The sequence below is a fragment of the Veillonella parvula genome (assembly GCF_001553335.1).
GTDB lineage: Bacteria > Bacillota > Negativicutes > Veillonellales > Veillonellaceae > Veillonella > Veillonella parvula_S.
On record NZ_KQ960792.1, the window covers coordinates 51,127 to 65,075 of the forward strand.

11 protein-coding genes are annotated in these 13,949 nt (G+C 36.4%); 3 read left to right on the forward strand and 8 right to left on the reverse strand.

Going from position 1 to position 13,949, the window contains the following annotated elements:
* Nucleotides 1-241 precede the first annotated feature (241 nt).
* From HMPREF1865_RS05645 to HMPREF1865_RS05670, 5 genes are all read right to left on the reverse strand, one after another.
* Entirely contained in the window at nt 242-817 is a 576-nt protein-coding gene (locus tag HMPREF1865_RS05645; protein ID WP_060919489.1) for a hypothetical protein, read from the reverse strand.
* A 57-nt stretch (nt 818-874) separates the two neighbouring features.
* Nucleotides 875-2,131, reverse strand: a complete 1,257-nt coding sequence (locus HMPREF1865_RS05650) for a hypothetical protein (protein ID WP_060919490.1) — start codon at nt 2,129-2,131, stop codon at nt 875-877.
* Nucleotides 2,132-2,948: 817 nt separating this feature from the next.
* The gene (locus HMPREF1865_RS05660; RefSeq protein WP_060919492.1) at nt 2,949-4,205 is read right to left on the reverse strand and encodes a hypothetical protein; all 1,257 of its coding nucleotides are present in this window, start codon (nt 4,203-4,205) and stop codon (nt 2,949-2,951) included.
* A 599-nt stretch (nt 4,206-4,804) separates the two neighbouring features.
* Nucleotides 4,805-5,374: a hypothetical protein gene (locus tag HMPREF1865_RS05665; protein WP_060919493.1), complete on the reverse strand. Its 570-nt coding sequence runs from the start codon at nt 5,372-5,374 to the stop codon at nt 4,805-4,807.
* An 8-nt stretch (nt 5,375-5,382) separates the two neighbouring features.
* A complete protein-coding gene (locus tag HMPREF1865_RS05670) occupies nt 5,383-5,964 on the reverse strand; it encodes a hypothetical protein (RefSeq protein WP_060919494.1) in 582 nt (193 codons plus the stop codon).
* A 273-nt stretch (nt 5,965-6,237) separates the two neighbouring features.
* On the opposite strand from HMPREF1865_RS05670, the gene HMPREF1865_RS05675 reads away from it, so the two are divergent.
* Nucleotides 6,238-7,656, forward strand: coding sequence for a sodium:solute symporter family protein (locus HMPREF1865_RS05675; protein ID WP_060919495.1), 1,419 nt, complete (start codon nt 6,238-6,240; stop codon nt 7,654-7,656).
* Nucleotides 7,657-8,220: 564 nt separating this feature from the next.
* Here HMPREF1865_RS05675 and HMPREF1865_RS05680 read toward each other — a convergent pair.
* The 3 genes from HMPREF1865_RS05680 to HMPREF1865_RS05690 form a co-directional block, all read right to left on the reverse strand.
* Nucleotides 8,221-9,444, reverse strand: coding sequence for a hypothetical protein (locus tag HMPREF1865_RS05680; RefSeq protein WP_060919496.1), 1,224 nt, complete (start codon nt 9,442-9,444; stop codon nt 8,221-8,223).
* Nucleotides 9,445-9,599: 155 nt separating this feature from the next.
* The gene (locus HMPREF1865_RS05685) at nt 9,600-10,454 is read right to left on the reverse strand and encodes a hypothetical protein (protein ID WP_004694471.1); all 855 of its coding nucleotides are present in this window, start codon (nt 10,452-10,454) and stop codon (nt 9,600-9,602) included.
* A 124-nt stretch (nt 10,455-10,578) separates the two neighbouring features.
* Nucleotides 10,579-11,310, reverse strand: a complete 732-nt coding sequence (locus HMPREF1865_RS05690) for an outer membrane protein assembly factor BamE (RefSeq protein WP_004694468.1) — start codon at nt 11,308-11,310, stop codon at nt 10,579-10,581.
* Between the two features lie 381 nt (nt 11,311-11,691).
* Between HMPREF1865_RS05690 and HMPREF1865_RS05695 the strand changes: the two genes are divergently transcribed.
* Together HMPREF1865_RS05695 and HMPREF1865_RS09580 are read left to right on the forward strand one after the other, a co-directional pair.
* The gene (locus HMPREF1865_RS05695; RefSeq protein ID WP_060919497.1) at nt 11,692-12,996 is read left to right on the forward strand and encodes a cytosine permease; all 1,305 of its coding nucleotides are present in this window, start codon (nt 11,692-11,694) and stop codon (nt 12,994-12,996) included.
* 5 nt (nt 12,997-13,001) lie between these two features.
* Complete coding sequence (locus HMPREF1865_RS09580; protein ID WP_196484507.1) at nt 13,002-13,166, forward strand: hypothetical protein; 165 nt, start codon at nt 13,002-13,004, stop codon at nt 13,164-13,166.
* Nucleotides 13,167-13,949 lie beyond the last annotated feature (783 nt).

A 13,949-nucleotide genomic window follows, 5' to 3' on the forward strand; every position in this document is an offset into this window, starting at 1 on the left:
ACCACAGTTATCACCTGTAATAAGAGCATGATTATTTCATAATCACTCATAGGCTTATCCCTCCCTTCGATGACGAAGAGAGGCCCAACCTCGTCTAACTATCCTATGATTATTATATAGCGAACTAATATGCGATACAATAAGCATTATATTATACAAATATATGAATACAGTAATAAAAGCCGAGCTAATTCTATGAATTAAAAGCTCGGCTTTTTTTATAGATATGGTAAGAATATAATCATTTATAAATCAAAATCTTACTGACTTTATCTCCTTTGTGTTCAAATAGTATGCCGTTCATCATATCAGTTCTATATTGTAATAATCCATAAAACCAACGATCATCATAATCAATGTAATCTGGGCGCCCATAAACTTTTAAGACTTTTCTCATAGAGTCTCCCATAGCTATTCCTCTATAAGTTACCGCATCACGATTCGTAATCGATATATACGTAACAGTATTATCCATACCTCCCAATATAGTATTACCAAAAGTTACCCCACCATAGGATAAGCCATATCTAGTTTCCTTTGTTGGTTGGCCTAGACTGGCTTTCACCGCATCAAAAGTACTACCTAATGGAACTCCAAGCACCATAAGTTCTTCTTGTGGCAATCTCTCACCTACATACTGACCAATACTATAATGTCTATATTGTTCGGCTTTCGGCCAATCATAAGACTGCTTCGCTGCATTCGTTTCTAGACGATCCCAAGTTTTACTAAGCCAACTTGCCTCTGTCACATAGTTATAGCCACTTACCAATTGTAGGCCTATAACAAGCCCCATAATCAAATATTTTCTTTTCATGATTTCTCTCCTGAACTATTTTATGAACAACTCAAACCACTTATTTTATACATAATCTTATTGAGTTAATATTTTAATCCATTCTATATACCATGGATTAAAGATTGGATCCGCATCAAGCTTCTTTTTATGGCTATCACTTATACGCCATTGAGGTGCCTTTCGTAAACTTTCAACATTATCAAAATCTACATACTCAACCATATCGCGCAATTGTTTATGCTTATACGAAGATTTGCTTTCATCATAGTCAATGCGATAACTATAATAATATTCAGAATCCTTTGTAAAATGGCGTAAATAGGATCCCCCATTAGATTTATAGCGATCAACTAGGAAGCCTGGAAGACCATTATTCCAAACTGTTGCATACTGTGTAGGCGCCTCAAGGTCACCATATTTATTCAAAAATGCAAAAATTTGTTTTTTTGCCAAACTTTTATCAACAACATTAGGGTCTATTTGAAAGCGTAACACACGGATCTTAATGCCTGCATCTTCATAAGTACGAACCTCATATTTGTTATCTTCCATAACCTCGCTCACTAACTTAGCCTTTTTAGGAATACGATAACTGAAATTGTCCCAATGTTTAACATGGCTATAATTATCCAGCCTAGATAGAGATTCAATAGATGGAATAATATAATTACTCATTACCACTTCAGCTATTTTATCTTGGTATGGTTCCTTCATATCACCACCTCCAAGATATGTAATACCATAGGTAGTATTCGTGTTCTTAGGCGTAAACTCTGTGTACATTACATGTGTCTTCGCTTTAAGAATTTTCCAAGATGCATTTTCTAAGCCCGGATATGTATAGACACCTTCATTGTGCATACGTTTACTAAATTCTTTCCCATGTGGTGGCCCCACCATTAAGATACTTGTAAAACCACGAACCACAAATAAAGGACTGCCACTCGATTTAGATTCAATCGTGTCACCACGCAAGCTAATATTTGGTACAGATAAACGGATATTCTTCTTATCTTCATGAAGTAAGATGACAGTAGATTGTGAGTATTCCCCCATCTTAACCGCTTGAGCCAATCCAGATTTCTCTTTGAAAACCTTTTCTATCGCAATGCTAGGTTTCTCTACGGTCTTCTGTACTTTGGCACTAAATCCCTCTGCTTCTTGTATCGCCTTTTCATTAATATGGGAATAATTTTCATACGCATTAGTAGGAATACTCGCATCCGCCCCAGGCATAGGTGGCTGCCCTTTTGGCACTTCAATCTGTACAGCACTTATATTCATGGTGAAAGCAGTTGCTAGCGCCATCATAATCAAACTTTTACGTATCATAGTACCCTCTCTCAATTTTTATAAAATAAATAAGCACAACCTTGTTAACATAAGTATACTATGCAGATAAGGCTGTGCCTATGATTAATAATTTTATAATTTAGTATATTGGTTTCATATATATTTAGCATTTATAAGGTTTATCTCAATTTGACGATATATACTTTTATCCCTATAATATAAGTAGATAGTCAGACGAGTCGAAACGTCAGGCGCATCTCTAGTTACACAAAAGCATGAAGAAATGGCCTTTCAGTTATTTAGTTACACTAAGTAACGGAGGGCTATTTGTTTTTGTGAGACAAATAAAAACGAGCTACTAATCAAATAGTAGCTCATTTTTTTTAGTGTATTTAAAGTATGAAATAGACTAATAGTTTACCAGTGGAATGCTTAACACAGTGGAGACGACAATTAAGATATACACCACAAGACATAGTTTTAACAAAAGCGCTAAACTGACAAACAGGACTTTATAGATAGGTGCTTCTTCTTTTTTTGAGCGTATCCAGTCTTTAACCCTATAATATATGCTTGGTTTATTAAAGGCTGGAGATAATCGCTTACACCATAAAACAAGCCACAGAATACAGCATATATTACCAAATAGAAAGAATAAAAACAGGCCAAAATGCTCCACTGAATATACTTTTAATACATAGATGTCATAGAGTAGCTGAGTAAACGTCTCTACAAAGTTAATCCATAGATAGACAAGATAAGCCTTAAACAAAAGCACTAATATAGTTTTGATGTATTTGAGTTTACTCATTGGCTCTCTCCTATCTAATACCATAAAAACTTTAAAACTAAATTCTTATTGATTCAACAGTTTAACCCACTCCATATACCAAGGAATAAATATAGGCCCACTTTCTAGTTTCTCTTTATAGGTTCCATCTTCTCTCCATTGTGGACCTTTTCTGAGTTTGACCGCATCATCAAAGCCTACATATTCAATCATATCTCTCCATTGTTTATGTGTATAAGAGGTCTTACTTTCATCATAATTAATACGATAACTGTAAAAGTACACAGAATCTTTCACCACATGACGGAGATAAGACTCTCCATTAGGCTTGTAAGAATCGATCAAAGAGCCTGCGATTCCATTATTCCATACGACTGCATATTGTGTAGGTGTTTCTAAATCATTATACTTTCTCAAAAAAGATAATATTGAACTCTTGATGACCGTTCCATCTCGTTTTTCACCCAATATGGAAGTACGTACTACACGTATCTTGGAACCTGTATCCTCATAGGTTCTCACATCATATTGACTATTCTCTACAGCCTCACTCACTAGCTTTGCAGTCTTAGGAACGCGATAACTAAAATTACCCCAATGCTCAACACGACTATAAGTATCTAATCCAGACAAGGATTCTATGGATGGAATAATATAATTACTCATCACAACTTCCGGTGATTTATCTTGATACGGATCTTCCGTATTAACCCAACCGCCATAAGTAATCCCATAGGTAGTCTTTGAATCGTTCGGTGTAAATTCCGTATACATTACACGGGCATTGTTTGACATTAGTTTCCAAGATGTATCGTGCAAACCTGGATATGTATATTTTCCTTCTTCTTCAGCATATTTATTAAGCTCTTTACCATGTGGCGGCCCTACCACTAAAAATGAACTAAGGCTTCGCACCGCATATAACGGCCCTTTTCCAGACTTAGACTCTACAGTATCTCCACGGAAGCTAACATTTGGCACGGATAATCGAATATTCTTATTCCCTTCATGAATCAGTACTACCGTAGATTGAGAGTAATCTGCTAACTCCAACGCCTTAGCCAAGCCAGGGCGTTCCCGATATAGCTTATCCATCCCTGACTTAGGATTCATAGGCTGTGATTTTATAAACTCGCTATATGACTCAGCATTCTGCTCTGCTACTTCATTAACATGACGATAATTTTCATACGCATTGGCAGGAATGCTCGCATCTGACCCAGGCATAGCCGGTTGTCCGGCTGGCACTTCGATCTGAGTAGCACTTACATTCATGGTGAAAGTAACTGCTAATGCCATCATCATTACACTTTTACGTAACATAAAAACCTCTCTTTTTCTCTCACATTTACAACATAAATAAGCACAACCTTATTAGCATAAGTATACTATGCAAATAAGACTGTGCCTATTATTAATAATTTTATATTTTAGTATGTATAAGTTTTGTGTATATATTTAGTATTTATAAGGTTTATCTCAATTTGACGATATATACTTTTATCCCTATAATATAAGTAGATAGTCAGACGAGTAGTGACGTCAGGCTCATCTCACAAACTTAATAATATGTAGAAATGGCCTTTTCGTTTTATCTAATTTCCGAAGAAACGAAGGGCTATTTTGCTATTTCTAGACAAATAAGCGCCACAAGTGCTCCAAAGGATATCATGACTGATAAAATCCCAAGGATAATCATAATGATTTTATAACCACTCATAAGCAACCCTCCCTTCAAAAACGAAGAGAGGCCCAACCTCGTCCAACTATCCTAAGTCTATTATAGAACGAACTAATATACGATACAATAAGCATTATATTATATAAATATACGAATTAACTAATAAAAGCCCAAAAACAAGTTTAATTATTCCTCTGATTGTATTCACTGTTTCAACCATTCCAGTGCTATTCATAAGCTATCACGGCTCATCATCATAGGCCACTCCATAGACCTTCTGATAGATTATATTTGCTATTGTATACCGTTCCATTCCAAATTGAGGTGGTAATATCATCGCTTCTAAATGTTCTTTTTGAAGTCGTTGACGGCGTGTTTTACCTTCATTATTAAAAGCAATGCCACCGGTAACGGTTCCTATGATACCGGAATTTTCCTGTTTTGCACGCCAAATAGAGATGTATGGAGTATTAGCTCCTTGTTGTAATCCTCTGTCATGAATTGTAATCAAATGACGTAAGGATTGCTCTAAGTCGTAATCATATTGCAGTTGAATGCCTTGAATGAGATTTGATGCAGGCATTAACACGTAAATGGTCGCTTCCACACGTCGATGACCATCGGGTGCATCCACAGCTTTAATAGAACTAAGATCCAGGTATTTGCCATCTCCTCGGCCAGAATCAACGGTAGAGTCGATATGTTGATAATGCTCCGGATTTAGTAACTCCGCTTGTGATACGGCTTGACCTTTCATAGGTAATACAAGGCAGGCTAATAACCATAGTGAAAGTAAATATATGCGTTTCATCGTCCACCTCACTGTACCACAATATCATCAAAATGCTGCTGATACGCAGACATAAACATAGCATCTGCTAAATCATACATAATAATATTCTTGCGATTAAGCGGAAGATTCCTAGTACCTTCCGAAGATGGGTTCTTCTTAAGCGCACCATCCAGTGTATAAATTGCACGGTCTGAATCAGACATAAATAAGCTCGACTTACTTTCACTAGCCTCAATCAAAGCCAACATAGATGGACTCGGATTCATCGTATGAGATGATTTAATCAATGTGGCCAATGAATAGTTTGCATCATAATTTACAGTGAGCTTTTTTTCAATAATCTCAGCCTGATAGTGCGACGTATGTACCACATAATAAATAGCACTCAATGTATACTGTGGCAGCGCATACTTTTGGACCTCCACAGAATAGGTATTTAAATACACATACATACCACCATCATTAACAATTGCACTCGGTTTCTCATACTCATGCTGATGAACTAGCTTAAACTGTGGTGACGTCTTCAACTCCTGAAATGTGATCGCCTCTGTAGGCATGGTGAAAGCCAGCAACACAAGGGCCAGCAACAAAATACGTTGAACCATAAAAACCTCTCTCAAAAAATGAATCTTGTCTCTCAATAAAATAAGCACAGTCTTATTAGCATAAGTATACTATGTAAATAAGGCTGTGCCTATGATTAATAATTTTATAATTTAGTTCCTAATATATATACATTCTCCAACGTTCCAAGAAACTCCTCTTTGTATTTTCTCCAGTTTTTATAGATAATTAAACTATACTTGATATATGTACCGCAAGTAGTAAGGGTGATTTAGTATATGTCTCTAACTAGTTTGTAGTTTAGGAGGTGGCATATGGACTCTTTAACTATTATATGGGTCATTGTTTGTGCCTATTTATTACTGAATTTATTGGTCGGCGTGTATTGTCATATTCGTGTAAAAGATAGTACTGACTATCTACTCGCAGGTCGTCGTATTGGGGTTCTTATGACGGCAGGCACATTAGCGGCTACAGAAATCGGTGGTGGGAGCACCGTAGGTGTAGCAGCGAAAGCGTATGGTTCTTGGGGTTTATCTGCAGGTTGGTACGTCGTATCTGCAGGGATTGGTGTTATTCTCGTTGCTTTCATCGCACCACTCTTGCGGCGTGCCATGGCAACAACTGTACCGGAGATCATCGGCCGTCGTTTCGGCGCGTCTAGCCATCTCATTACTTCCATTCTGTCCATGCTGGCAACGATTACACTGGCAGGCGTACAGATTACAGCAACTGCAACCATTATTAGCGTTCTCACAGGACTTTCAACAGAGCTCGCCATCCTCATCTGCGGTGCGGTACTCGTAATTTACACCATGTCCGGCGGCATGTGGAGCGTAACGATGACGGACGTTATCCACTTCTTCGTTCTCGTTGGGGGCTTCTCCCTCGCGGTGCCGTTTGTGTTGCACAATGTAGGTGGCTGGGAATCAGTTGTAGCTAAATTACCACCTGAACAGCTGGGCTTCACAAAGGTGGGTTGGAAAACCATCATCGGCCTTGTCATCATGTACTTCATGACCTTCTCCACCGGCCAAGAATCCGTTCAACGGTACTTTGCGGCGAAAAATGAAAGAACGGCCGTTCTCGGCTCCATCATTTGTGGTATTATCATGGCTCTATTCGCCTTTGTTCCTTCCGTATTAGGCCTTGTAGCATTAGCTGAGTTTCCCGGAATTGAAGCCAATAATGCAGTGGCAACGGTAGCGCTTAACCTTATGCCTCCAGTAATGGCAGGCTTCGTTATGGCCGCCGTCGTATCGGCCACACTTTCATCAGGCGCAGGCGACCTATTAGGCGCTGCAACGGTATTTACCAAGGATATTGTGGAACATCATTTTGGTAAAAGCCTCACTGATGCTCAGCTCACTAGATATAGCCGTCTATGCGTACTATTCCTCGGCATCATCTCTATCATAATCTCCCTCGTGAGCAAAGCCATCATTCCGATGCTCGTATTTGCTTTCACAATGAGATCCGCTGGCCCATTCGCCGCATTCCTACTTGGCCTCACTTGGAAAAATGCAACAGCTGGCGCTGGCATTTGGTCCATCGTGCTCGGCTCTATCGCAGGCGTGTACTGGGAATTTGTTGGCAACCCATATGGCATTATGTCCATCATCTTCGGTTCCATCGTCAGCCTCATCGTCTTTGTAACTGTCGTATGCATTGAAAGAGCCATGGGTAAACCACCGGCTCCTCCGGCTATACCTGATAATGTAAAAGAAATATAATCAATTTATTATAATCTGTAACTTAATAATAGACTTAAAAGTGCTATAAAATTACAATTATAAAACCAAAAACTCCTATCGGTGAAAGCCAATAGGAGTTTTCTCATTTTATAATACCCTCATCAAACTGTATGCCATACACATGTTCATCATAATTTGACGATATATAATAACCTTATTATAATATAAGAAGATAGTCAGACGAGTCGTACCGTCAGGCTCATCTCTAGTTACATAAAAACATGAAGAAATGGCCTTTCAGTTATCTAGTTACACTAGGCAACGGAGGGCTATTTGTCTTTTGTAAGACAAATAAGCGCTATTAATGCCCCAAAAGCAATAACCACAGTTATCACCTGTAATAAGAGCATGATTAATTCATAATCACTCATAGGCTTATCCCTCCCTTCAAAAACGAAGAGAGGCCCAACCTCATCTGACTATCCTAGCTCTATTATAGAACGAACTAATATACGATACAATAAGGAACGAATAATAGGGATATATAGATAAATGTAGCAAAGACCGTACCAAAAGGTACGGCCTTTTATGTATTTCTTTTGCTTATTTCTTTGTCTTTATTTCTGCTTTTCTTCTTAACTCTTTAGCATTTTTAAAATCTAAATATTCCATTATATTGCGTAGTTCAATATGATTATACTTTACCTTTCCATCCTCATAGGTAAGATGCATATCATATTCATACTGATCGTCTTGTATTAATTGGAATATACGTGATTGTTTACCTGGATTATGTTGATCCATAAGATATGTGGGTACACCGTTATTCCAGACTATGGCCGATTGAATTGGTATATCTCGTAATAAAGGTGATGAAGAACCATAGAGGTAATCCTCAAAAATACGATTAAAGTATCCACTCATTGCACTATCATCATGTACAATAGGACCTCTATCAATAACTAACTCTAACCCTTGACCATAATATACTCGCCTACTATACTCAGAATCAACCTTTTCTTCCGCTTTCAACATCATGCCTTTAGGCAAGCGATACGTAATATTATCCCATTTAACAAGATCACTAATACGTGCTAATTCATCTAACGGCTGGATAGAAGGAATCACGACATTAGCCATTTCTGTTTCTAGTTCCTTTACATTTGGTTGGTGAAATTTACTTAATCCAACAATATAATGTCGATTAGAATCACTATCAAATGTAACATAAGCTAGCATCATAGGACTATCATTTCTTACTGATTCATCACTTATGCTCCAATAGGCCGATTTAAAACCAGGATAAATAAACATACCTTTATGCAATTCGCTATTTTCATTATAGTTATCCTCAGGTGTTACTATAGTACCTGAAAGCGATGCAAGTGCATAACGGTCTACAGCAAAAGACGTAATACCATCAGACTTTAAAGGAGTAAATATCCCAGCTACAGCTCTAATAGGTGCTGTCATCTTAGCATTAAAGCCATCTTCATGTAGTAGTATGACCGTAGAATCATGAGAAGTCAAATCCATATACTTAACATTTACTTCCTTAAGTGCTTCTGCATCTTCTACACTTATCTCACGATTACGAACAAGCTCATCTATTTCTTTATATCTGAGCTTAAGTACCTCTTGTATTTCAAAATCAGGCGCTTTACGAATATCACCATAACGATAATTCTGATACGCATTATCTGGAATACTTGCATCAGCCCCTGGTACAGGCGGCTGGCCTTCAGGAACAACATATTGAGCCGCATCACTAGACATGGTGAAAGCAAGCGCTATACCCAACCCCAACAATATACTTTTTAATTTCATATAACACCTCTCAAACAACAATAAGCACGTTCTCGCATTAGTATAAGTATACTACACTCGTGAGAACGTGCCTGCAAATAAGACTTAAGACTATAAATAGTCACATAAAGTATTTAAATAAATTTAATCTACATATCTAAAAATAGATATTCAAATTATTTATCCATATCATCAATAGATATACAAATATTTTCATTTGACGTAAACATAGTTTTTAAAAAATCGTATAATTGTTTATCACTATTAAGATATTGACTATCTATACATCCAATACTTATATTACTATTGCTAATCCATTGACTTAATGTACCATTTCGTAATATATAAATACGCTCACTTGTATTAGTATCATTATAGGTAATATTAACAATATATTTAACAGCACAACCAATAACTGTATCACCAAAGGTCTTACGAATACTTTGAATCTCATTAAAGTCTTTCACTATTTTATTTATCCATGTACATCTATGCAGTTTTTTATTTAACCATACATATCTATTTTGTTTTTTATTTATCCATATATGACAGTTTAATTTATTTCTTACCCATTGAAATATACCATTATATCTAAAATTACAAAATACATATTCTCCAGTAGCATATTTAATAATAACGCCTTTAACACTTAACTTATCATGATTTATATTAATATATTTACTAACAGGATTAGACTTGACCTCTATAATACGGCGAGGCTCAATTGTAAGTGGTTCATTGAAGTTTCTTAATAGTATTGGTAAATATTTATTTGAATCGAATACCAATAAAATTTCATTAATACACACTGCAGTCAAACTATTGTTAAAAAGAGTAATACCATAACTACTACCATTCCACACACTATTATAAGAAGTATATCCAATAAATCTCACTGACTTTCTTAGCGTTAAATATCCTAAATAAATCGTAATAACAGATGCAGAAAGACTTCCTATAAAGTTTATTACCTCTTTAAAAGATCTTGATATATCTGTTATGTACATTAATATAAACTCAATATATCCCATATTCTGATATTCCTTTATATAAATTAAATATCTTACTAAATAAACATCTAACCTTTGAAACCCAAGCAATAATCCATACTACTCTGATACAGTATAATCTAAATGACAAATTATTCTAGCCATACTAAGTATTATACATAGTGAGAGAAACTTCGTTACCATCAAAGAATATATATTCACCATGACCAATGGAGAATGGTCCTTGGTATTTATCTTTTGAAAGCTCCGAAGGCATTCTATTAAATTGATAGAAGTTGTAATAATCTAGCATTGATGAATCAATACTCAATCCAGATTTTGCAAAATGAGCATTTTTACCAGTAAGAGTAATAACTGTAACCATATTATGCTCAGTCACCACTTTAAGTCCTAAATTCGTATACTTTAAAGTTTCACGACTATGCATTTTTTCAATAGAGCTTGGCGTACCTAGTAAATCAATAACTGCTTGTCGATTCATACCTAAATAAACGCCATTAACAGATTCATAATGCACTTTTTGTAGTTTATTGGTTAATTGATCTTTTTTATTCATGATTAGGGTTTTATGCTCACCATTACCTAACCATTGTAAATGAATTGCTTTTCTACCTTGAGCCTCTTGAATAATAAGAACCCCTGCCCCAGGATAGCCACCTACAAAATCAGCACCATCAACAATACGGCAACCATTAATATATCCATTGGAAATACTTAACACCTTATTCCCATTAGCATCATACCAATCACCTGTAACCTTTTGAGATGTGCGAATAACTAAATCTAATGGCATCTGAGCTGCTTCAACTGTTAGTGCAGAAAACAAGCATATAATACTAAAACACATACAAACAAATAACTTCAATTTTTCTTTCATTTTTAATCTCCCTAATACACCTTACACACTAAATAATAAATATAGTTACTTAATATATTACAATTATAAGTTTCACTTATTTTTATTTCAACGGTATGTCTATTATATTCTCCTTTAAAACTTAATGTATCCAACCAATATCAATAGCAAAGAAACGATCATTCTCAACATTGCTTATTATGCATAGTATACATATTGAATATTCATTCTACGTATGTTTTAATGAAGACAAATACCATTCGTTTATGACAAATTAAATATGTATCCTTTATTAGAGAAATCCACTATATTTACACTACATAATAGGTCTTTACTACCATGCTTATATAAATCTTAAAACGCATCATGGTAGTTTTTTATTACGTAAAGGAGTATAGATGTATGAATAAGGAGAAATTAGAGTTTGTTGAACCAGTTGATACGAACACAGATAATGAGTACTCGAGAGAGCCTGTGCCGTTAGGGGCAAGGAAGTCCTGCTTTTCTCTCACTATCGTTTGGACTGGGTTTGTTTTTCTTGTTACTAGTATGATGGCTGGTGGCGGGTTAGCTGCGGGGCTGACTTTTAACGAATTACTATTAGCCATGATCCTAGGGAATATTTTCTTATGTATCATCGCAGGGCTAGTGAGTGTAATCGCCTATAAAACAGGCCTTACCTTTGCTCTTTTGACGCGATATAGCTTCGGTCAGGAAGGATCTAGAATTGCCTCGCTCTTCGTACCTATCGTCAATCTAGGTTGGTACACGATTCAAGCGGCTTTATATGGACATTTTATTGCTCAAGTATTCAACCTTTCCTACACAGGCGAAATCATTGCGATGATTCTCAGCGCCGTTATCATGGGTATCTTTGCAGTTCTCGGTATTAAATCCCTTGCCGTATTCGGATACATTGCCATTCCGTCCATTGTATTCCTTTCCCTAGGAACGGCGGCTCGCTCGGTTCAAACAATCGGTGGTTGGCAAGAATTATTTAACTATGTGCCATTACAACCTATCGATTTACTGTCAGGCATTACCATCGTTATCGGTACATGGATTCTATCCACTGCTACATGTATCGCAGATATTATGCGTTATGGCAAAAGCAAGAAAGATGTTATTACAGCGAGCACCATTGGTTTATTAGGCGGTAATACCTTGATGATCAGCTGCGGTGCTATCGCAGGCGTTGCTATGAATGATGGTGACTTAATCAACGTACTACTAAGCTTTGGCCTCGTATTCCCAAGCTTACTATTGTTGACTACAAACATCTTTACCACAAATGGTGCGAACCTGTATTCCACATCATTGAACCTAGCAAATTCTTTCAAACTAAACAGAAATATTATGCTAGCCGTGCTCATTGCTATCTCTGCATTAGCAACAATGACACAACCATATAAAATCGACTCTCTCTTTGTATTCTTAAGTACACTAGGCATCATCGTTCCGCCACTATGCGGTATTATCTTAGCGGACTTTTACCTGGTTCATCGCGGAAAATATATCGATTACAACAAAGCGACTTTCAAAAAATGGAATCTAGTTCCATGGATCACATGGGCCATCGCATTGATTTGTGTTAAATTCATACCATTCGGACTAGCTTCGCTGAACGGGATTGTAATCGGTGCCCTACTGTACGCAGTCATTACGTATATTGTTAAACCTAATATTGTTAGTGAAAGCAAAGGGTGATTATCATGGCAATTCATAAACTATCAGCTATACTAGGCACAATCATTATGGGCATCGGATCCTTTACTACCTGTCTAGCCACAAGTGAAAGCGCCATTACCCTTGGTAATGGTATGCTAGTCGTGAGCATTATCATGATGGGATTTGGATATTCGAAATGGCAACCGTAAAAAATTAATGTTTATATAAAATAAGAAAAAGCACTATCTACAAATAATAAGATAGTGCTTTTTTGACCCCATTGGGGATTATTTAATTTAATAAGACAAAGCATGAGTACAAAAACAAGCAAACTGGTGAACTATTTCCATCCCCTAAAGGGGATTATTTAATTAACAGAAGATAATTAAATGTGGACATGGCAATTTCAGTTAGACGAGTTTCCGTCCCCTAATGGGGATTATTTAATTTAACTAGGTGCTACAGAATATGCATTGATTTTGTATCGTGAAAAACTGTTTCCGTCCCCATTAGGGGATTATTTAATTTAACCAGCAATGGTGATGAAAACCTACATTCATTATAACGATGAAATGTTTCCGTCCCCATTAGGAGATTATTTAATTTAACATGTGGCAAATACTGCCGCAATCCATATTACAACTAAAAAGGGGTTCCGTCCCCATTAGGGGATTATTTAATTTAACCCTTGAAAGTATGATAAAAGACTATGAACGGCGCACGGGTGAAGTTTCCGTCCCCATCAGGGGATTATTTAATTTAACTTGTAGAGATAGCGAGCTTGAACGTGTATTTTAATTTTTAAAGTTTCCGTCCCCCTCAGGGGATTATTTAATTTAACCTTCTGAAACTAAAGAACAAGAAATGATTGCTAAATTCAATGGGTTTCCGCCCCCTAATGGGGATTATTTTAATTAACTTAAAAGGCAGCATTGATATTAACAATGAAATCAAACAAGAGTTTCCGTCCCCACCAGGGGATTATTTAATTT

Coding starts and splice junctions, on each gene's coding strand:
- HMPREF1865_RS05690 (WP_004694468.1), bottom strand. CDS start 11,310: ATGAAAGAAAAATTGAAGTTATTTGTTTGTATGTGTTTTAGTATTATA.
- HMPREF1865_RS05650 (WP_060919490.1), bottom strand. CDS start 2,131: ATGATACGTAAAAGTTTGATTATGATGGCGCTAGCAACTGCTTTCACC.
- HMPREF1865_RS05645 (WP_060919489.1), bottom strand. CDS start 817: ATGAAAAGAAAATATTTGATTATGGGGCTTGTTATAGGCCTACAATTG.
- HMPREF1865_RS05685 (WP_004694471.1), bottom strand. CDS start 10,454: ATGGGATATATTGAGTTTATATTAATGTACATAACAGATATATCAAGA.
- HMPREF1865_RS05675 (WP_060919495.1), top strand. CDS start 6,238: ATGGACTCTTTAACTATTATATGGGTCATTGTTTGTGCCTATTTATTA.
- HMPREF1865_RS05665 (WP_060919493.1), bottom strand. CDS start 5,374: ATGAAACGCATATATTTACTTTCACTATGGTTATTAGCCTGCCTTGTA.
- HMPREF1865_RS05670 (WP_060919494.1), bottom strand. CDS start 5,964: ATGGTTCAACGTATTTTGTTGCTGGCCCTTGTGTTGCTGGCTTTCACC.
- HMPREF1865_RS09580 (WP_196484507.1), top strand. CDS start 13,002: ATGGCAATTCATAAACTATCAGCTATACTAGGCACAATCATTATGGGC.
- HMPREF1865_RS05695 (WP_060919497.1), top strand. CDS start 11,692: ATGAATAAGGAGAAATTAGAGTTTGTTGAACCAGTTGATACGAACACA.
- HMPREF1865_RS05660 (WP_060919492.1), bottom strand. CDS start 4,205: ATGTTACGTAAAAGTGTAATGATGATGGCATTAGCAGTTACTTTCACC.
- HMPREF1865_RS05680 (WP_060919496.1), bottom strand. CDS start 9,444: ATGAAATTAAAAAGTATATTGTTGGGGTTGGGTATAGCGCTTGCTTTC.